This is a genomic window from Phreatobacter sp. (genome assembly GCF_022843985.1).
Classification (GTDB): domain Bacteria; phylum Pseudomonadota; class Alphaproteobacteria; order Rhizobiales; family Phreatobacteraceae; genus Phreatobacter.
Map to the genome: position 1 here is coordinate 165,329 of NZ_JALHMP010000006.1, position 18,819 is coordinate 184,147.

An 18,819-nucleotide genomic window follows, 5' to 3' on the forward strand; every position below is an offset into this window, starting at 1 on the left:
CAAGCGACAGGACATTCCCATGATCTCGCGCAGGCACTTCCTGCATGCGACGGCGGCTGCCCATGCCCTGGCGGTGGCTTCGGGTCTCGGCCCGCTCGGTCGCGCCGCGGCCCAGCAGCGCCTGTCGGAGCAGGACATTCTCCGGTTCGAGCCTCTCGGTCAGGTGACGATCCTTCATGTGACCGATATCCACGCCCAGCTGGTGCCGCTCTATTTCCGCGAGCCGTCGATCAACCTCGGAGTCGGCCCCGCCAAGGGCAAGCCGCCGCACCTCACCGACCAGGCCTTCCGCGACTTCTTCAAGATCGCCGGCGGAACGGCCGAAGCCCATGCCCTCACCTCTGACGACTTCACCGCACTGGCCCGCACATACGGCCGGATGGGAGGCATGGACCGGGTGTCGCGGCTGATCTCGGCCATACGGGCCGAGCGCGGGGCAGACAAGGTCCTCCTGCTCGACGGCGGCGACACGTGGCAGGGGTCATGGACAGCGCTGCAGACCCGAGGCGACGACATGGTCCAGGTGATGAACGCCCTCGGCGTCGAGGCCATGACCTCGCACTGGGAGTTCACCTATGGCGAGGACCGCGTCAAGGAACTCGCGGAAAAGTCGAAGGCGGCCTTCCTGGCGCAGAACGTGCGCGACAACGAATGGCAGGAAGCGGTGTTCGAGCCGCGCAAGACCTTCGAGAAGGGCGGCGCGAAGATCGCCGTCATAGGTCAGGCCTTTCCGCGCACGCCGATCGCCAATCCCCGCTGGATGATCCCGAAATGGGAGTTCGGCCTGCGCGAGGAGGATATCCAGAAACAGGTCGACGAAGCGCGCGCCGAAGGCGCCGATGTCGTGGTCCTGCTGTCCCACAACGGCTTCGACGTCGACGCCAAACTCGCCACGCGGGTGAACGGGATCGACGTGATCCTGACCGCCCATACCCACGACGCCATGCCGGGCGTGGTGACTGCCGGCAGGACCATCCTCGTCGCCAGTGGCTCGCACGGCAAGTTCGTGTCCCGCCTCGACCTCGACATCCGCGACAAGAAGGTCACCGGGTACCGCTACAAGCTCCTACCGGTCTTCTCCGACGCCATCACCCCCGATCCGTCCATGGCCGGGCTCGTCCACACCATCCGCAAGCCCTTCGCAACAGAACTTGCCCAGGAGATCGGCCGGACGGACAGCCTTCTGTTCAGGCGCGGCAATTTCAACGGCACGTTCGACGATCTGATCGCCCAGGCGATGCTGGCCGAACGCGATGCGGAGATCGCGCTCACGCCGGGCTTCCGCTGGGGCGGGACGCTGCTGCCCGGCGACGCCATCACCTTCGACGCCATCGCCAATGCCACCGCGATCACCTATCCGGCCTGTTACCGGATGGAGATGACGGGCGCCCAACTCAAGGACGTCCTTGAGGACGTTGCCGACAACATCTTTCATCCCGATCCCTATTTCCAGGGCGGCGGCGACATGGTGCGGGTAGGCGGCGTTGGCTACGCCATCGACGTCTCCGCCCCGATGGGCCGGCGGATTTCCGACCTCACCCTTCTCAAGAGCGGCCGGCCGCTGGAAGCCTCCAGGCCCTACACCGTCGCCGGCTGGGCGAGCGTCAACCAGGGGACCCAGGGTCCGCCGATCTGGGACGTGGTGAAGGCCCATGTGGCGCGGCACAAGACCGTGCGCATCGAACCCAACTCCGCCGTGAAGGTCACCGGAGCATGACCAGGACACCATCCCCCAGGAGAACGCCATGACGGAAACCGGCATGACGCGCGAGACGGCGCGGTTGAACCGGCGAGGCTTCCTCGGTGCCGCCGGCCTGGCAGGCGCCGGCCTCGCCTCTGCAGCGACCGGCGTGAGGGCCGCTCCGCCCGCAACACCGGACCCGCTCATCACCGATGTCCAGGACTGGGCACGGGTGCTCGGCGACGGCGTTCAGGCCCGGCCATATGGCTCGCCCTCGCAGTTCGAGAAACATGTGGTGCGCCGCGACGTCGAATGGCTGACTGCGAGCCGCGAATCCTCGGTCAATTTCACGCCGTTGCACGAACTTGACGGCATCATCACGCCGTCCGGCCTCTGCTTCGAACGCCACCACGGCGGGATCGCCGAAATCGATCCGAACAAGCACCGACTGATGATCAATGGCCTCGTCGACAAGCCAATGGTCTTTACCGTCGAGGACCTGAAGCGCTTTCCCGGTCGTCAGAACCACGCCTATTTCCTCGAATGCGCCGCCAATTCCGGCATGGAATGGCGCGGTGCCCAGCTTAACGGCTGCCAGTTCACCCATGGCATGGTGCACAATGTCTGGTACGCCGGCATTCCGCTGAAGACCCTTCTGGACGAGGCGGGGGTCAAGACCAACGCGAAATGGCTGTTGGCCGAGGGCGCCGATTCCTCCGCCATGACACGCTCCATCCCGCTGGAGAAAGGTCTTAAGGACTGTCTGGTCGTCTGGTCGATGAACGGCGAGATGCTGCGGCCCGAGCAGGGTTACCCCTTGCGCCTGGTCGTTCCCGGCTGGGAAGGCAATATGTGGGTCAAGTGGCTGCGCCGGATCGAGGTCGGCGACCAGCCCTGGCATCACCGCGAAGAGACGTCGAAATACACCGACCTTCTCGCCGACGGGCGCTCCCGCCGCTTCACCTTCATCATGGACGCCAAATCCGTGGTGACGAACCCCTCGCCCCAGGCCCCGCTCAAACACAAGGGGCCCAACGTCCTCAGCGGGCTCGCATGGTCCGGCCGCGGCAAGATCGGCCGGGTCGACGTCTCCATGGACGGTGGCCGCAACTGGCAAACGGCACGGATCGACGGGCCGGTCCTGCCCATGTCCCTGACCCGGTTCTATGTCGACTTCGACTGGAACGGCCAGGAACTGATGATCCAGTCCCGCGCCATCGACGAGACGGGCTATGTCCAGCCCACCAAGGACGAGTTGCGCAAGATCCGAGGCGTCAACTCCATCTATCACAACAACGGCATCCAGACCTGGCTGGTCCGCGCCAATGGGGAGACCGAAAATGTCGAGATCGGCTAAGGTCTTCGCCGCCGCCACCCTCTGCATCGGGCTCGCCGGAACCGGGATGGTCCTCGCACAGCAGCGCCCGGCGGCCCCCGCCGCCGGCACCGTTGCCGCCGCTGCACCTGTTGCCGCGTCGCAGAGGACAGGGCTCGGCCGGGAGGCCCACCCGGCCGAGGTCGCCGCCTGGGCGATCGCGATCCGTCCGGACGGACAGGGCTTGCCGCCAGGCAGTGGCAGCGTGAAGCAAGGCGAAGACATCTATCAGACCCAATGTGCCGCCTGTCACGGCGAGTTTGGCGAGGGTGCAGGGCGCTGGCCGGTTCTCGCCGGTGGTCGTGGATCGCTGAAGGGCGAGAGCCCGGAAAAGACACTGGGGTCCTTCTGGCCCTATCTCTCGACCACGTTCGACTACGTGCGCCGCGCCATGCCCTACGGTAACGCGCAGTCGCTCTCCAATGACGAGGTCTACGCCCTCACCGCTTATATCATGTACCTCAACGATCTGGTGCCGGAGAGCTTCGAACTGACGCGCGAGAACTTCACCTCCATCCCGATGCCCAATGTCGGCGGCTTCTACGACGACGATCGCGAGACGACGGAGCGAGCTTTCTGGACCCCGAACCCCTGCATGACCAACTGCCGCCCCACGGCGCCGAAGGTAACCGGCCGCGCCCGGATGATCGACGTCACCCCCGAGGGGCGCAGTGGCCCGAGGGTCGAATGACCACGGGCCGACGATCCCCCGCGCTGGCCTGGCTCGCAGTCCTGCCGATGGCTATCGCGCTGTCGGCGACAGGGCGTGCCGGAGATCTTGCCCTCGGCGAGTACCTGTCGGCCGAATGCGTCACCTGCCACCAGATCTCGGGGCGCCAGGTAGCGGGAATTCCCGCCATCATCGGCCTCCCTGAGGAGGCTTTCGTCGCGATGATGGACAGCTACCGCCGGCGCGAGCGCGAGAACCAGGTCATGCAGGCCATGGCGGTCAGGCTGTCGTCAGAGGAAGTGGCGGCCCTCGCCGCCTATTTCGGCAGCCTCAAACCAAGCCAATAGCGGCCAAGGGACGCGGAAACGGAGCAGACCATGGCGGGCATCGATCGCAGAATTCTCCTGGGAGGCGCCGCCCTCGCATCGGCCGTGACCATGACGCCCGTGCGCGCGACCCCGATGCTGCAACTCTCCGACCTGAAGAAGGAGGCGGACGTCGCCTGCCTCTACCATTGCGACTTCGGCGACCCGCCGCGCTTCGTCCAGATGCTGACCAATATCAGCAATCACTTTTCCGCCTATGGCGCCGATCCCTTCGCCGTCCAAATCGTCATCGTCGCCCACGGCGCGGGGGTCAAGTTCTTCCTGGAGAGCCTGGAAGGCACCAGTTGGCGGGACGAGGCCATGGTGCCCCAGATTTTCGACCGCGTTCTCGCCCAGGCAAAGAACGGCCTGAAGGCGCATCTGTGCGACATCACCTTCCAGCGGCTCAACATCGACCGCTCAAAGGTCAGGAAGGCCGATTTCATCACCTTCGTCCCCTCGGGCGTCGCCACCGTGGCGGCCTTGCAGGGCAAGGGCTACGCCTACCTCAAAATCGGATAGACCAACCGTTAACAAGCCGGGACAACCAGCCAGAACAACAATGGGAGGACGACACATGACGATCCATCGCAGACATTTCCTCGCAACGGGCGGCGCCATCGCGGCCCTGACCCTCGGCGCACCCGCCCTTCTCGGCCAGGCCCGCGCGCGCGTTGTCGTGGTCGGTGGCGGACCCGGCGGCGTGACGGCGGCCAAGTATATCGCCAAGGACGCCCGCAATGCCATCGACGTCGTGCTGGTCGAGCCACAGCGCCAGTTCACCACCTGCTTCCATTCCAATCTCTATCTCGGCGGCTATCGCTCCTTCGAATCGATCACTCACGCCTATGACAAGGTCTCTGCCGCCAACGGCTTCCGGATGAACCAGCAGATGGCGATACGCGTCGACCGGGAGAAGAAGGAGGTCGTCCTCGCCGACGGCTCGCGCCTCGGCTACGATCGCCTCGTCCTGTCGCCCGGCATCGACCTGAAATACGATTCCGTCCCCGGCTGGGGCCGCGAGCATGAAGAGGTGATGCCGCATGCCTGGCGCGCCGGACCGCAGACCCGGCTGCTCAAGGCCAGGCTGGATGCCGTTCCCGACGGAGGCGTCATCGTCATGATCGCGCCGCCCAATCCCTACCGCTGCCCGCCAGGCCCCTATGAGCGCGTCTCAATGATGGCGCACCAGTTGAAGGCCACCGGCCGGACGCGGTCCAAGATCATTGTCCTCGATCCGAAGGAAAGCTTTTCCAAACAGGGGCTGTTCCAGGAGGGCTGGGAGAAGCACTACCCAGGTATGGTCGAATGGATCGGGCCGAAGATCCATGACGGCATCAAGTCGGTCGACCCAAAGACCAACACTGTCGTCACCGGCTTCGAGACCTATGACAAGGTCGCCCTCGTCAACGTCATCCCGGCGCAGATGGCCGGAGCCATTGCCCGCGATGCGGGCCTCGCCAACGCCTCCGGCTTCTGCCCCATCGATCCCGCCTCGATGAAGTCGGCCAATGATCCGAACATCTATGTTCTCGGCGATTCCTGCATTGCCGGCGACATGCCGAAATCGGGTTTCTCGGCCAACAGCCAGGCGAAGGTCGCCGCCCTCATGGTCCGCGGCGAACTCGCAGGTGCCCGCACTTTCCCCGCCCGCTACGCGAACACCTGCTGGAGCCTCATCCAGACCGACGATACCGTGAAGGTCGGCGGCCGCTACGAGGCGAAGGACGGCAAGATCACGGCGGTGGAGACCTTCATCTCCAAGACCGGCGAGACGGCCGAACTGCGCAAGCAGACCCAGGAAGAGAACATGGGCTGGTATGCCGGCATCATCGCTGACATGTTCACGTGATCCGGCCCTATGGCCCCGGCAGTACAAAGACCGTGATGGCGGCCTCCGCCATCCCACGTTCCCACGCAAAGGATTTCGCCCATGCGCATCGCCGCCCTCGCCGCCCTCGTTGCGACGACCACCATGCTGTCCCCCCTGATGGCGCAGGCTCCTGCGCCGACCGCACCCGCGGCGCCGGCCGCCGCCGCTGCGCCAGCAGCCGGCGATGCCGCAGCCGGCGAGCGGGTTTTCGCCCAGTGCCGCGCCTGCCATCAGGTCGGCGAAACGGCGCGCAACGTGGTCGGCCCGCAGCTCAACGGCCTCTTCGGCCGGAAGGCAGGCACCGTCGCCGGCTTCAACTATTCACCGGCCTTCAAGACCCCGGCCGTGGCGGAGAAAGTCTGGTCGCCGGAGAATTTCGCCGTCTACATCCGCAACCCGCGCGAAGTCACGCCGGGCACGCGCATGGTTTTTGCCGGCATTCGCAGCGACACGCAGATCGCCGACCTGACCGCCTACCTCCGGCAGTTCGCCGCTGACGGCAAGCGCACGCAGTGACATGCATCGAGAGCGGCCCGCGCTCCGGTCGGAACCGGGGCGCGGGCCGTTGTCGTTTGGCACCTGAGCCACCTGTCCATCTCAGGCGAGCCTGCCCCGATCCCCGCGCAGCACCACATAGATCGCCGGAATCACCAGGACGGTCAGCAGCGTCGATGACGCCAGCCCGAACAGCAGCGAGATCGCCAGCCCCTGGAAGATCGGATCCGTCAGGATGGTCACCGCCCCGATCATGGCGGCGAGCGCCGTTAGCAGGATCGGCTTGAAGCGGATGGCTCCGGCGTCCAGCAGGACGTCGGTGAGCGGGCGCCCGGGCGTCCGGGCGTGGCGGATGAAATCGACCAGCAGGATCGAGTTGCGCACGATGATTCCCGCGAGCGCGATGAAGCCGATCATCGAGGTCGCCGAGAATGGCGCATTGAACAGCCAGTGGCCAACCATGATGCCGATGAAGGTCAACGGGATGGGCGTCAGGATGACCAGCGGGACCTTGAATGAACCGAACTGCATCACGACCAGGATATAGATGGCGAGCAGCGCCACGATGAAGGCGGCGCCCATGTCGCGGAACGTCACCCAGGTCACCTCCCATTCGCCGTCCCAGAGCAGCACCGGCTTCGTCGTGTCGACGGGCTGGCCGTTGAGCGCGATGATGGGCTTGGGCACAAGACCCCAGTCCGCCGCATCGATGGCGCGCTGCACGGCGATCATGCCGTAGAGCGGCGCCTCGAAGGCCCCCGCCAACTCGGCCGTCACCATCTCGGCGGCGCGACCGTTGCGGCGGTAGATTGGCAGCGACGTGGTCTCGCGGGTCAGGCGGACGACGTCGCCGAGTTCGACCACGGACCGGTCACCCGGCAGGATATTGGCCGGAACTGGAGTGGCCAGCGCCCGCTCGTCGATGACGAGACCGCTCTTGGCCGGTGCAAGCCGGATCGGGATCGGCTGGCGCCCGCCGCCGCGGTGTGAATAGCCAACCGTCGTGCCGCCGAAGAGCATGCGGATCGTGTTGAAGACGTCGGATTGCTCGACGCGGTGGAATTCGAGCGCATCATCGGCGACCGTCAGCCGAAGCCGCTCGGCGGCAGTGCCGAAACTGTCGTCGACGTCAACGATGAAGGGCACAGAGGCGAAGGCCTCGCGCACCTTGGTCGCCACCTGCCGCCGCGTCTCGGCATCGGGCCCGTAGATCTCGGCGAGCAGCGTCGCCATGACCGGCGGTCCGGGCGGTGGTTCGACCACCTTTACCGCCGTGCGCGGTGGCAGGGTGACCGCGCGCAGCGTCTCGCGGACCTGGAGCGCGATATCGTGGCTGGCGCGCTTGCGCCTGTCCTTGGCCACGAGGTTCAGCTGCAGGTCGCCCATCTGCGGCTCGTTGCGCAGGTAGGAATGCCGCACCAGCCCGTTGAAGTTGAAGGGCGCGGCCGTGCCGGCATGGCTCTGGATCGAGTCGATTTCGGCGACCCCCGACAGGCGCGCCGCCAACTCCTGCAGGATCCGGTCAGTTTCCTCGACCGACGTCCCCCGGGGCAGGTCCACGACGACGCCGAGTTCGGACTTGTTGTCGAAGGGCAGCAGCTTCACCGTGACGTGCTGCGTGTAGAACAGTGCCATCGAGCCCAGCGTCGCAACGCCGACAAGGATGAGGAACATCCAGGCTCGGCCCTTGGAGGCGAGGATCGGCACCGCCGCTCGCCGATAGGCACGCCCCAGAAGCCCGCCATCGTCGCTGCCGTGGCCGCCACCGGCATGGTCGCCGCCGCCATGGGCCTTGCCGAACTTCAGCATCAGCCAAGGCGTCACCATGACCGCGACGAAGAATGAGAAGACCATGGCCGCCGAGGCATTGGCGGGGATAGGGCTCATATAGGGTCCCATCATGCCCGAGACGAAGAGCATGGGGAGCAGCGCCGCCACCACGGTCAGGGTTGCGACGATGGTGGGATTGCCGACCTCGCCCACCGCATCGATCGCCGCCTGAACGCGCGGCCGTCCGTCTTTCATCGCCCAGTGGCGGGCGATGTTCTCGATGACGACGATCGCATCGTCAACGAGGATACCGATCGAGAAGATCAGCGCGAAGAGACTGACGCGGTTGAGCGTGTAGCCCATGATCCAGGCGGCGAAGAGCGTCAGGAGGATCGTGACGGGAATGACGATGGCGACAACAAGGGCCTCGCGCCAGCCGATAGCCACCCAGACCAGCAGGACGATGGAGATCGTCGCCAGGGCGAGGTGGAACAGCAGCTCGTTGGCCTTTTCGTTGGCGGTCTCGCCGTAGTCGCGCGTCACATGGACGGCGATATCGCCAGGCACGACATTGCCTTCGAGCCGCTTCACCGCGGCGAGGATGTCGTGGGCCACCGTCACCGCATTGGCCCCGGCCCGCTTTGCGATGGCCAGCGAGACGGCCGGCGCCCGGTCGAAGCCGCCCTGCCCGTTGCGCGCCAGATGCGAGACACGCGTTTCGGCGGTCTCGGTGGCGAGCAGGACGCGCGCGACGTCGCGCACATAGACCGGGCGGCCGTCGCGCGTCGTCACGAGGAGATTGCCGATCTCGGGCAGGCCGCTGAGCGTCTGTCCGGCGACGAGTCCGATCTGGCGACTACCGTCACGGATCGTCGCGGCGGAAAAAGCCCGGTTCGCGGCTTCCACCTTGGCGGCCAGCGCCTGCAGCGTCAGCCCGGCGCGGGCCAGAAGCTCCGGATCAGGTTCGACGCGGATCTCCTCGGGCTGCTGGCCCACCAGATAGGTCAGGCCGATATTGTCGAGTTGGGAAATCGCCACCTGCAATTCGCGGGCGACGCGCGTCAGGTCGTTGGCGCTCCAGCGATCGACGGCGCCGGGTTTGGCCGCCAGCGTCAAGACCATGATGGCCACGTCGTCGATGCCACGGCCAACGATCAGCGGCTCGGGGATCCCGGTCGGCAGGCGGTCGAGATTGGCGCGCAGCTTCTCGTGGACCCGCAGGATCGCCGCATCCGCCGAGGTGCCGACGAGGAAGCGCGCCGTCACCAGCGTGCCGTCGTCACGGGTCGTCGAATAGACATGCTCGACGCCGTTGATCGATTTGACCAGCGTTTCCAGCGGCTCGGTCACCAGCTTGACCGCATCCTCGGCCTTCAGTCCGTCGGCGCGCACGTGGATGTCGACCATCGGCACCGAGATCTGTGGCTCCTCCTCGCGCGGCAGCGTCACCAGTGCGACCATGCCGAGCACGAGCGAGGCGAGCAGGAAGAGCGGGGTCAGCGGCGAGGTGATGAAGGCGCGGGTCAGGGCGCCGGCAATGCCCAGTTTCGGTGTCTCGGTCACGGCAGGATCACCCGGTCGCCGGACCTGAGCCCGGTGAGAATCTCGCGGCGGGGACCGGCCGGCGTGTCAACCACCCCGCCGGTGATGACCGCGACGTCGCGTTCCCCCGTCGCGGTCGCAACGCGGATGAAGTCGATGCCGGCGCGCAGGACCACGGCAGCGTCGGGCACCGCCAGGACCTGACGGGTGGCCACGGGAACGCGCACCAGCACCCGCTCACCGACAAACCGGTCGGGCAGACCATCCACCGCGACATCGGCGATGACGCGGCCGGATTCGATCTGGGGATAGACTTTCTCGATGGTGCCGCGCGTCGCTGGCCCCGCGAGGCGCGAGTCGCCGTCGCCAATCTCGACGGTCGCTCCCACCTTCAAGAGTGGCGCATGCCGTTCCGGGATGGCGAGGCGCAGGAAGAGTCCGCCTGCGGCGATGGTAGCGACCTGCTCGCCTGGCAGCACCACCGATCCACGGCGCATCGGCACGGTCAGCACACGCCCGGCGGCGGGTGCGACGACGGAGCCCTCGGTTGCCTGCTGCAGGACGACCGCACGTTCGGCCTCCGCCTGGTTCATCTGGTTGGTGAGGACGTCGACCTGGGTGCGCAACTGGTCGACGCGCTGCTGCGTCGCCGCGCCACGGGCCAGGAGTGCGGTTGTCCGCTCAAGCTCGACTTTGGCATTGTCGAGCTGCGAGGAGACGGCGCGGATGCGCGCATCGGCGGCGTTCAGTTGCAGCGCGAGCTTCTCGTCGACAACGCGGGCAATGGGCCGTCCCGCCTCCACCACGGATCCCTCGGTCACGTCGAGCTCGACCAAAGTCCCGCCGATGCGCGAGCGGGCAGGCACGACGAACCGGCTCTCGATCCGTCCATAGACGGCTTTGCTGTCCACCACGGCGACGGGGCGGACAACCTCTTCGGCCGCGAAGAGACCCGCGGTGGGCACAACCGCCGCGGCCAGGCCGACGATGCCGGAGATCAGGAAATGGCGCACGCACATCGTCCCATCCTCACTTGAACGCACAACCCGTCTTCAGGCCCATCGCCTTGAAGATCATGGCGGCAGGGCAAAACCCGGTGAACCCGGCCTGCAGCATGTTGACGCCGACGAAGGCGTTCAAGGCAAGGAACCATGGCGAAACGAGATAGGCGAGGGCCAACGAGATGAGGATCATCAGGCCGGCGAAGCTGAGGACGGCGTTGTCGATGGTCATGGAACTCCCCCTGTGAGGTGTTTGAGATGGATCACCGCGGTCGTGGCGTCGTTGCGGTAGATGCTTGACGTCCCCCGGGGTGCTCAGGTAACAGCATCCATGTAATATATTCAAATATGCGAATATCAAGGGGCCTTGGCGGCGGAACCAGCGAGACACGTGCATGTGTCCCATCCGAAAACCGCGACCGAACGCCACAAGGCCGCAGCAAGCCGCCACGTCTGGGGAGACAACGATGAACGGTCGAGATGCAATCAGGGATGAAAGCAGGCGCGGCCTCGATCGCCGCAAACTGCTGAAGATGGCGATGCTGGCGGGCACATTGCCGGCCATGGCGACACGCGCCGCCGCCGAGGAGCCCAAGGTCAGGACGCAGGCGCGCATCGTTGTCGCCGGTGCAGGGGCCGCCGGTCTCGCGGCCGCCTCCCGGCTCGCCCGCCGGCTCGACGGCGCGTCCATCATCCTGATCGACCGTCGCCGGGAGCATTTCTATCAGCCCGGTTTCACGCTGGTCGGCGCCGGATTGAAAAGTCCCTCCTACGTGATCTCGGCCACGAAGGATTATGTGCCGTCGGGGGTGACGCTGATCGAGGAACAGGTTCGCGAGTTCGATCCGGTCGGCAACAAGGTCGTGACGGAATCCGGTCGCGCCGTCCCCTATGACTACCTGATCGTCGCCACGGGACTGGAACTGGCCTATGCCGCCATTGCCGGCATGGACACCGCCCTGATCGGTCGCGACGGCATCGGCAGCGTCTATCTCAGCCCGGAGGGCGCGGAAGCCACCTATCGGGAATTGTCGCGCTTTACCGACAAGGGCGGCGTCGGCCTGTTCGGCCGTCCGGCGACGGAAATGAAATGCGCCGGTGCGCCGCTGAAATACACCTTCATCACCGACGACATCCTGCGCCGACGCGGCAATCGCGGAAAGGCGGAGCTAATCTACGCCGCGCACAACAAGGTGCTGTTTTCCGTCCCAATCGTCGCGGAGAAGGTCCGCATGCTCTATGCCGACCGCGGCGTGAAGACAGTCCAAGACCACGTCATGACCGCGATCGAACCGGGCAAGAAGATCGCCAGCTTCCGCACGCCGACGGGCACTGCGGAGATCAAATACGACTTCATCAACGTCGTGCCGCCGATGCGTGCTCCCGCGGCGGTGCGCAACTCGCCCCTGCCCTGGCAGTCCGGTCCGTGGGCTGCCGACGGGTGGATCGAGGTCGATCGCTCCAATCTGCGCCATACCCGTTTTCCGAATGTCTTTGCCCTCGGCGACGTCGCCGGCGTGCCGAAAGGAAAAACCGCGGCCAGCGTCAAATGGCAGGTGCCGGTGGCCGTTGACCACCTTGTGGCGGCGATTGCCGGTGGTCGGAGCCAGGCCGCCTATAATGGCTACACCTCCTGCCCCCTCATCACCCGGATCGGTCGCGCGATGCTGGTCGAATTCGACTACAACGACAACCTCGTCCCCTCCTTCCCGGGCATCATCGCCCCCCTTGAGGAGCTGTGGGTGACCTGGATCATGAAGGAAGTGGCCCTTAAGCCCACCTATACCGCCATGCTGCGCGGCCTGGCCTGAGGAGCAACCGATGAAGGATCTCGATCTCTGGGTGTTCATCTCGGTTTTCCAGGAAATGCTGGGGCCGTTCCTGTGGCTGCTGATCGGCCTCGCGGTCAGCGGCCTGACGCTCTTTCTGGCGATCGTCCTGCGTGAGCGCGGCCTGTCCAGCCGCCGGCTGGTCTGGGCCGAACTGGTCGGCATTGTCGGTGGTGTGATCGCCTTGCTGATCATGTGGCTCGTCACCCATTCGGGCATCGGCGATGCCGGCGGCCCGATCGACTGGGTGCTCATTGCGGCGATCTGGACGGTGGGCGCCATCGGCACGGCCATTCTCGCCTATGTGGCGCTGAGCCTGTTCGCCAGCGGGGACGCCTCGGCCCGCCAGGGCGGCCGCGCCTCAACATGAACGCCAGGAGAGACGGATGTTTGGATGGCTGCTGCGCCGCCCGGCCGGGCAGGAACTCGATCCCGACGAGGCGAAGGTTCTCGCCGAAAGCGGGGCAGTCGTGCTGGTCGATGTACGCGAAGACAGCGAATGGCGGTCCGGCCATATTCCCGGCGCCATCCACCTGCCGCTTTCGCGCTTCGCACGGGAAAGTGCGCGGCTGCCGAAAGACCGGCGGCTCGTTCTCTATTGCCTCTCGGGCGCGCGGTCCGGCCGCGCCCTCGGTGAATGTGCGAAGCTCGGCCTGCCGATCGACAGCCATGTCGCCGGCGGCATTTCCGCCTGGCGCCGGGCGGGCCTCCCGGTGACGCGCTGACCGATAGCGCGCCTGACATTCCCTGATCTATCCATATTGCCGCTTGCGGTCTGTGGATCACTGACGCAGTCTGACACCCGATCTTTTGGACGGGTATCGAGGCAGCGGCTATGACCACGTGGGACACCGTCGTCCGGGGCGGGAAAATCGTGTCCGCGACCGAGGTCTACGAGGCCGACATCGGCATCAAGGACGGTGTGGTGGCCGCGATCGGCAGGGATCTCGGGCCTTGCCAGACGATCGTCGATGCCAGGGGTCTGCTCGTCCTGCCCGGCGGCGTCGACACCCATGTCCATCTCGAGCAGACCGGCCTCGGACCGGAAATGTGCGACAACTGGGAGAGCGGCACCGCATCGGCCGCCGCCGGTGGCACGACGACCGTTGTCTGCTTTGCCTGGCAGCCGAAAGGTGGCTCGCTGGCCGCCATCACCGCCGACTACCACGTCAAGGCCCGTCAGGCGCGCGTCGACTATACGTTTCATCTGACGGTGACGGACCCGACGCCCGAAGTGCTCGAAGTCGAACTGCCGCGCCTGATCGCCGAGGGGTGCCGCTCGGTCAAAGTCTTCATGACCTATGACGGCGTCAGGCTCGACGACCGGCAGGCGCTGCGAGTGCTGGCGGCCGCCCGCCGCAACGAAGCTCTCGTCTGCGTCCATGCCGAGAACCACGACCTGATCGCCTGGCTCACTGAACAACTGGTATCTGCTAATTTAACAACGCCTAAATTTCATGCATATGCCAAACCAATGATCGCCGAACGCGAGGCCGTATACAGGATCATCAGCCTTGCCGAGGCACTCGACGTCCCCATCCAGATCTTCCATGTCTCCGGGGCCCAGTCGGCGGAGGAGATCGCCAGAGCCCAGGCGCGGGGCCTCAAGGTCTGGGGCGAGACCTGCATTCATTATCTCACCCTGACCGCCGAGGATCTCGACCGTCCGGGTTTCGAGGGCGCCAAGTTCATTTTCGGCCCCCCTGCCCGCACGGAAGCAGACCAGGAAGCGCTCTGGGGCTATCTCAGGCGCGGCATCATCGAAGTGGTCTCTTCGGACCATTCACCGACCCGTTTCGACGATCCCAAGGGCAAGAAATTCGCAGGCGACCCTGCCCCCTTCAACAAGGTGCCCAACGGCATTCCGGGCCTCGCGGCGAGACTGCCGGTTCTTTTCACCGAAGGCGTCTCGAAAGGCCGCATCGACCTGCCGACCTTCGTGCGGCTCACCAGCACCAACCCTGCCAAACTTTTCGGCCTTTTCCCACAAAAGGGCAGCCTCGCGGTCGGCAGCGACGCTGACTTCATTCTCTGGGACGCTGAAAAATCAGTCGTCCTCACCAATGAGCTGATGCATCACGGCGGCGACTACACGCCCTATGAAGGCTATCAGACCCAGGGCTATCCTGTGGCGACCTATCTGCGCGGCAGGGCGATCTTCGACGGCCGGACTGTGACCGGGCCCGCCGGCGGCGGCCGCTTCATCGCCCGCCCCCCCTACCCCATGATCGCGCCGCTCGAACGGTTCCCGACGCCGTTCAACGCGGTCGACGGCCGCCTCGTCTGAGCCGCAGATCGGCACGGGGGAACATGGCACGCCCCTTGCGAAACCGTCCATGACCAACGCCCCAACCCGAGGATGATGCAGCATGGCCTACAAGACCCGCCTTTCGCGCCGCACTTTTGCTGCCGGCTCCCTTGTCGCCGTCACTGGCTTCCCCAACATCGTCCGCGGTCAGACGCGTGAGATCTTCGTCGGCGGTCCGGCCTCGCCGGGCCTCACCGACATCCTGTTTCCGGTGATCGAGCGCAAGCACAACATGAAGATCCTCTTCGAGGGGACCAACTCGCTGATCAACCTCGAGAAGATCCGGGCAAACAAAGCCCGTCCGACGATGACCGTGACGATGATGGATGATCCGGTGCTGGTGCTGGCGGAGCGCGAGAAGGTGATCCGGAAGCTGCCCGCCGACATTACCAACCTCGCCGACATCCCGGCTGCCGCCAAGCCGCGTGACGCGATGTGGGTGAACTGGTGCCAGCCGATGTGCTCGTTCTCCTACAACACCCGGGCACTGCCCCAGGGCCTCGCCTCCTACAACGATGCCTGGGACCGCAAATTCCGTGAGCGCATCATCATGATCTCGATGCGCATCACCCAGGCTGTCGCCCCGCTGGTCGCCGCCGCTGCCTATGCCACCAAGAAGCCGCTCGACCAGGCCCTGAAGGAATGGGGAGCTGGCATCGAGCGCCTCAAGGAACTGCGCCCCAACGTGATCCAGGTGTCGTCCAACGCGCCGCAGGCCCAGCAGCTGCTGGAGACCGGCGAATGCGACCTCTACATGGCACCGGACTCCCGCACGACGCTGTTCCGCAAGGCGCAGGGCGCACCGGTCGACCAGGGGATGCCCAAGGAAGGCGTACTCGCCATGCCTGCCGGCGTCGCGCTGGTCGAAGGTGGCCCCAACCAGGATCTGGGCGTGGCCTTCATCAACGAAATGCTGAACCCGGAGACGCAGGCCCTCATCGCCCGCACCTTCTGGTCGAAGCCCACCAATGCCAAGACCGTGCTGCCGCAGGGGGTCAGCTTCCCAGAACTCGTCGCCCTTGACTGGGAGTTTTTCGCCGACAACCGCAATGCGATGATCGAGCGCTTCGAGCGGGAAGTCTCCTCGCGATGAGCCAGCATGCGACGGCAATGCCGCCGGCGACCGAAATGCATCAGGAGCCGAGCTATCTGGCGGTATCGAACGTTACCAAGCGTTTCGGTGCCGCCACCGTTCTCGATTCGCTGAGTCTCTCGGTCGGCCGGGCGGAGTTCGTCTCTCTCCTCGGTCCCTCGGGCTGCGGCAAGACAACGCTTCTGCGGTTGATCGCAGGCCTCCTCGCGCCCGACCAGGGTGCGATAGAGGTCGGTGGCCGCGATCTCACGCGTGTCGCCGCCCACAAGCGCAATATTGGTGTGGTGTTTCAGAACTACGCCCTGTTCCCCCACCTCACGGTTGCGGAGAACATCGCCTACGGCCTCCGGGCCAAAGGCGTGCCCAAAGCCGAGCAGGCCAAGAAGGTGGGCGATGCGCTCGGCCTCGTCCGGATGGAGGCCTTCGCCGACCGCGCCGTCACCGCCCTGTCGGGTGGCCAGCAGCAACGGATCGCCGTCGCCCGCGCGGTGGTGGTCGAGCCGAGCCTGCTCCTCCTCGATGAGCCCTTCTCCGCCCTCGACCGGAAGCTGCGCGAGACGATGCAGATCGAGCTGAGGCACATCCTCCGCAATCTCGGGATCACATCAATCTTCGTCACCCATGACCAGGATGAAGCCCTTGTCATGAGCGACCGCATCGCGGTCATGAACGAAGGGCGGATCGAGCATCTGGGCACGCCTTCGGAGGTCTATGCCCGTCCGAAATCCCTCTACACGATGGAGTTCGTCGGTCAGTCGAGCCGCATGGGCGGTGTGGTCAAGGGTAGCAGCGAGGGGCTGGTCGAGATCGACACACCCTTTGGCCTGGTACGCGCCCCCGGCCATTTCATGTCCGGCAGCAGGGTCATCGTCGGCGTGCGGCCCGAGGCGATCGCCGCCGGCGAAGGGCCGGCAGGCGAGTACAACACCGTGCGTGGCACCGTCGCTGAAGTCATCTATTTCGGCTCCCGCACCCTTCTGCACTTCCAGACGGCGCAGGACGGTGACCGTCTGCATGTCGAACTCAACCGGCTGCCCGATCAGGTCGCGCCGGGCTCGGCCATGACGCTGCGCTGGCGAATCGACGACAGCCGCGTCTTCCCGGCACCGACCGAGACGGGCCGATGACCCTTGCCCGAGATAACCTGACCATGCCGGCCGCGCCGGTCTCGCGCTGGCAATTCGATGCCAAGGCACTGATCGCCGCGCCGGGTCTGGTGTTCATGGCACTGGCCTTCGCCGTCCCCGTGCTCATGCTGGTCGGCGACAGTTTCGTCGACAGCGAGGGCCTGAGCCTCGCCGGCTACCGCAAGGTGCTCGGCGACCCCTATTACATCGGGATCATCGGCAATTCGCTGCAGCTCGCCTGCATCACCACCGCCGTCTGCCTCGCCATCGGCTACCCCGCTGCCTGGGCCCTCGCACGGATCAGGGGCGTCTGGCAGGTCATCCTTTTCGCGCTGATCTTCCTGCCGCTGACCGTATCGATCGTCGTCAAGACCTTCGGCCTGACGATCATGATGCGCCGCGATGGCATCATCAATTTCCTGCTGGTCAACCTCGGCTTCATCGAGCGGCCCATGCGCCTCGTCTTCACCGAGTTCAGCCTCTATTTCGGCATGGTCAACGTCTTCCTCCCCTTCATGATCCTGCCGCTCTATTCGGTGATGCGGATGCTCGACCCGCGCCTCCTGGACGCCTCCGCGTCGCTCGGCGCCGGCCCGCTCCATACCTTCCTGCGCGTGACCTTGCCGCTCACCATGCCCGGCGTCATCGCTGGCGGAACACTGGTCTTCTCGATTTCAGTGGCGGCCTATGTGACGCCCGGCCTGCTTGTCGGCGACCGTTTCATGACCATGTCGCAGGTCATGGCAAAGGCCTACCTGAATATTCGCGACTTCCAGCTCGGAGCGAGCATGGCCGTCATCATGCTGGTCATATCGGCCGCCCTGATCCTTGCATCGTCCTATCTCGTCCGCGCCCCGGGTGGGGAGAAGCGCTGAGCCATGGCACTCTTCGGTTCCCTCTTCTGCCGGATCGTTCTCGGCCTGGTCATCGCCTTCCTGTTCATGCCGATTCTCATCGTTCTGACGGTGTCGTTTTCGTCCTCGGCGGTCTTCGCCTTTCCGCCGCCCGGCTTCTCACTGCGCTGGTATGCGTCCCTCGGCAATGCCGACTCGATGCTGCAGGCGGTCTGGCTCTCCAGCCAGATCGCCGCCCTTTCCACTGCCATTTCGCTTGTTCTGGGCACGCTCTGCGCCATCGCCATCACCCGGGGCATGATTCCCGGCGCCAAGGCGGTGGCAACCTTCATGGCCTCCCCGCTGATGCTGCCCGGCCTCGTCCTCGGCATCGCCTTCCTGCAGGCGGCGCGTGATTTCGGTTTGCGCGACACCTACACGACCCTGCTGATCGCCCATGTCGTCATCACCATGCCCTTCATCATGCGCACGGTGCTGGCGAGCCTGTCGCTGTTCGACTTTGCGATGGTGGACGCCGCCCGCATGCTCGGACGCTCCTATCCGGCCGCCCTTTGGACCGTTCTGGTGCCGAACATCCTGCCGGGCTTCGTCAGCGGCGGGCTCTTCGCCTTCATCGCCTCCTTCGACAATTATCCCGTCTCGATCTTCCTCGTCGATGTGCGCACCAAGACGCTGCCGATCCAGCTCCTCAACCAGGTCGAGATGTCCCCCGATCCGACGGTCGCCGCCATCTCGGCGCTGCTCATCCTCGGGACCATCGTCGCTCTCATCGTCTGCGACCGGCTGGTGGGGCTTAAGCGGATGGCCTCGATCTAGTTCCGGCATAACCCACAGGG

At 65.5% G+C, this 18,819-nt stretch carries 18 protein-coding genes; 15 read left to right on the forward strand and 3 right to left on the reverse strand.

The annotated features are described in order from the left end of the window. The first annotated feature begins 19 nt into the window (after positions 1–19). The 7 genes from soxB (at position 20) to Q0C57_RS06370 (ending at position 6,480) form a co-directional block, all read left to right on the forward strand. Complete coding sequence (gene soxB / locus Q0C57_RS06340; RefSeq protein ID WP_296573682.1) at positions 20–1,717, forward strand: thiosulfohydrolase SoxB; 1,698 nt, start codon at positions 20–22, stop codon at positions 1,715–1,717. Between the two features lie 43 nt (positions 1,718–1,760). Further along, on the forward strand, positions 1,761–3,038 hold the full coding sequence (gene soxC, locus Q0C57_RS06345; protein WP_296573776.1) for a sulfite dehydrogenase: 1,278 nt from the start codon (positions 1,761–1,763) through the stop codon (positions 3,036–3,038). Then, positions 3,022–3,747 (forward strand): cytochrome c, encoded by a 726-nt coding sequence (locus Q0C57_RS06350; protein WP_296573685.1) that lies wholly within the window; start codon positions 3,022–3,024, stop codon positions 3,745–3,747. Before soxC ends, Q0C57_RS06350 begins: the two co-directional genes overlap by 17 nt. Continuing rightward, positions 3,744–4,073: a c-type cytochrome gene (locus Q0C57_RS06355; protein ID WP_296573688.1), complete on the forward strand. Its 330-nt coding sequence runs from the start codon at positions 3,744–3,746 to the stop codon at positions 4,071–4,073. The genes Q0C57_RS06350 and Q0C57_RS06355 overlap by 4 nt, the downstream gene beginning before the upstream one ends. 30 nt (positions 4,074–4,103) lie before the next feature. Next, positions 4,104–4,613 (forward strand): DsrE family protein, encoded by a 510-nt coding sequence (locus Q0C57_RS06360; RefSeq protein WP_296573691.1) that lies wholly within the window; start codon positions 4,104–4,106, stop codon positions 4,611–4,613. Between the two features lie 55 nt (positions 4,614–4,668). After that, positions 4,669–5,943 (forward strand): FAD/NAD(P)-binding oxidoreductase, encoded by a 1,275-nt coding sequence (locus Q0C57_RS06365; protein ID WP_296573694.1) that lies wholly within the window; start codon positions 4,669–4,671, stop codon positions 5,941–5,943. A gap of 81 nt (positions 5,944–6,024) precedes the next feature. After that, the gene (locus Q0C57_RS06370; RefSeq protein ID WP_366937805.1) at positions 6,025–6,480 is read left to right on the forward strand and encodes a cytochrome c family protein; all 456 of its coding nucleotides are present in this window, start codon (positions 6,025–6,027) and stop codon (positions 6,478–6,480) included. 81 nt (positions 6,481–6,561) lie between these two features. Here Q0C57_RS06370 and Q0C57_RS06375 read toward each other — a convergent pair whose 3' ends face one another. The 3 genes from Q0C57_RS06375 to Q0C57_RS06385 are packed head-to-tail and all read right to left on the reverse strand — an operon-like array spanning position 6,562 to position 11,004. Continuing rightward, the gene (locus Q0C57_RS06375) at positions 6,562–9,792 is read right to left on the reverse strand and encodes an efflux RND transporter permease subunit (RefSeq protein ID WP_296573697.1); all 3,231 of its coding nucleotides are present in this window, start codon (positions 9,790–9,792) and stop codon (positions 6,562–6,564) included. Then, the gene (locus tag Q0C57_RS06380) at positions 9,789–10,790 is read right to left on the reverse strand and encodes an efflux RND transporter periplasmic adaptor subunit (RefSeq protein ID WP_296573700.1); all 1,002 of its coding nucleotides are present in this window, start codon (positions 10,788–10,790) and stop codon (positions 9,789–9,791) included. Before Q0C57_RS06380 ends, Q0C57_RS06375 begins: the two co-directional genes overlap by 4 nt. Before the next feature lie 10 nt (positions 10,791–10,800). Then, positions 10,801–11,004 carry a DUF2892 domain-containing protein gene (locus Q0C57_RS06385; RefSeq protein WP_296573704.1) on the reverse strand — a complete coding sequence of 68 codons (204 nt, stop codon included), beginning with the start codon at positions 11,002–11,004 and terminating at the stop codon, positions 10,801–10,803. 235 nt (positions 11,005–11,239) lie between these two features. On the opposite strand from Q0C57_RS06385, the gene Q0C57_RS06390 reads away from it, so the two are divergent. The 8 genes from Q0C57_RS06390 (at position 11,240) to Q0C57_RS06425 (ending at position 18,799) form a co-directional block, all read left to right on the forward strand. After that, positions 11,240–12,583: an FAD/NAD(P)-binding oxidoreductase gene (locus Q0C57_RS06390; protein ID WP_296573707.1), complete on the forward strand. Its 1,344-nt coding sequence runs from the start codon at positions 11,240–11,242 to the stop codon at positions 12,581–12,583. Positions 12,584–12,593: 10 nt separating this feature from the next. Then, a complete protein-coding gene (locus tag Q0C57_RS06395) occupies positions 12,594–12,971 on the forward strand; it encodes a DUF5368 domain-containing protein (protein ID WP_296573709.1) in 378 nt (125 codons plus the stop codon). A 16-nt stretch (positions 12,972–12,987) separates the two neighbouring features. Further along, positions 12,988–13,326 carry a rhodanese-like domain-containing protein gene (locus Q0C57_RS06400; RefSeq protein WP_296573711.1) on the forward strand — a complete coding sequence of 113 codons (339 nt, stop codon included), beginning with the start codon at positions 12,988–12,990 and terminating at the stop codon, positions 13,324–13,326. Between the two features lie 110 nt (positions 13,327–13,436). Beyond that, positions 13,437–14,888, forward strand: coding sequence for a dihydropyrimidinase (hydA, locus tag Q0C57_RS06405; RefSeq protein WP_296573713.1), 1,452 nt, complete (start codon positions 13,437–13,439; stop codon positions 14,886–14,888). Positions 14,889–14,970: 82 nt separating this feature from the next. Further along, complete coding sequence (locus tag Q0C57_RS06410; protein WP_296573716.1) at positions 14,971–16,002, forward strand: extracellular solute-binding protein; 1,032 nt, start codon at positions 14,971–14,973, stop codon at positions 16,000–16,002. After that, complete coding sequence (locus Q0C57_RS06415) at positions 15,999–17,129, forward strand: ABC transporter ATP-binding protein (RefSeq protein ID WP_296573719.1); 1,131 nt, start codon at positions 15,999–16,001, stop codon at positions 17,127–17,129. Before Q0C57_RS06410 ends, Q0C57_RS06415 begins: the two co-directional genes overlap by 4 nt. Then, positions 17,126–18,004: an ABC transporter permease gene (locus tag Q0C57_RS06420; RefSeq protein WP_296573720.1), complete on the forward strand. Its 879-nt coding sequence runs from the start codon at positions 17,126–17,128 to the stop codon at positions 18,002–18,004. Before Q0C57_RS06415 ends, Q0C57_RS06420 begins: the two co-directional genes overlap by 4 nt. 3 nt (positions 18,005–18,007) lie before the next feature. Next, positions 18,008–18,799, forward strand: coding sequence for an ABC transporter permease (locus tag Q0C57_RS06425; RefSeq protein ID WP_296573723.1), 792 nt, complete (start codon positions 18,008–18,010; stop codon positions 18,797–18,799). Positions 18,800–18,819 lie beyond the last annotated feature (20 nt).

Bases quoted from the DNA above. Each gene is read 5' to 3' on its own strand.
- soxB (WP_296573682.1), top strand. From the start codon at position 20: ATGATCTCGCGCAGGCACTTCCTGCATGCGACGGCGGCTGCCCATGCC.
- soxC (WP_296573776.1), top strand. From the start codon at position 1,761: ATGACGCGCGAGACGGCGCGGTTGAACCGGCGAGGCTTCCTCGGTGCC.
- Q0C57_RS06350 (WP_296573685.1), top strand. From the start codon at position 3,022: ATGTCGAGATCGGCTAAGGTCTTCGCCGCCGCCACCCTCTGCATCGGG.
- Q0C57_RS06355 (WP_296573688.1), top strand. From the start codon at position 3,744: ATGACCACGGGCCGACGATCCCCCGCGCTGGCCTGGCTCGCAGTCCTG.
- Q0C57_RS06360 (WP_296573691.1), top strand. From the start codon at position 4,104: ATGGCGGGCATCGATCGCAGAATTCTCCTGGGAGGCGCCGCCCTCGCA.
- Q0C57_RS06365 (WP_296573694.1), top strand. From the start codon at position 4,669: ATGACGATCCATCGCAGACATTTCCTCGCAACGGGCGGCGCCATCGCG.
- Q0C57_RS06370 (WP_366937805.1), top strand. From the start codon at position 6,025: ATGCGCATCGCCGCCCTCGCCGCCCTCGTTGCGACGACCACCATGCTG.
- Q0C57_RS06380 (WP_296573700.1), bottom strand. From the start codon at position 10,790: ATGTGCGTGCGCCATTTCCTGATCTCCGGCATCGTCGGCCTGGCCGCG.
- Q0C57_RS06385 (WP_296573704.1), bottom strand. From the start codon at position 11,004: ATGACCATCGACAACGCCGTCCTCAGCTTCGCCGGCCTGATGATCCTC.
- Q0C57_RS06390 (WP_296573707.1), top strand. From the start codon at position 11,240: ATGAACGGTCGAGATGCAATCAGGGATGAAAGCAGGCGCGGCCTCGAT.
- Q0C57_RS06395 (WP_296573709.1), top strand. From the start codon at position 12,594: ATGAAGGATCTCGATCTCTGGGTGTTCATCTCGGTTTTCCAGGAAATG.
- Q0C57_RS06400 (WP_296573711.1), top strand. From the start codon at position 12,988: ATGTTTGGATGGCTGCTGCGCCGCCCGGCCGGGCAGGAACTCGATCCC.
- hydA (WP_296573713.1), top strand. From the start codon at position 13,437: ATGACCACGTGGGACACCGTCGTCCGGGGCGGGAAAATCGTGTCCGCG.
- Q0C57_RS06410 (WP_296573716.1), top strand. From the start codon at position 14,971: ATGGCCTACAAGACCCGCCTTTCGCGCCGCACTTTTGCTGCCGGCTCC.
- Q0C57_RS06415 (WP_296573719.1), top strand. From the start codon at position 15,999: ATGAGCCAGCATGCGACGGCAATGCCGCCGGCGACCGAAATGCATCAG.
- Q0C57_RS06420 (WP_296573720.1), top strand. From the start codon at position 17,126: ATGACCCTTGCCCGAGATAACCTGACCATGCCGGCCGCGCCGGTCTCG.
- Q0C57_RS06425 (WP_296573723.1), top strand. From the start codon at position 18,008: ATGGCACTCTTCGGTTCCCTCTTCTGCCGGATCGTTCTCGGCCTGGTC.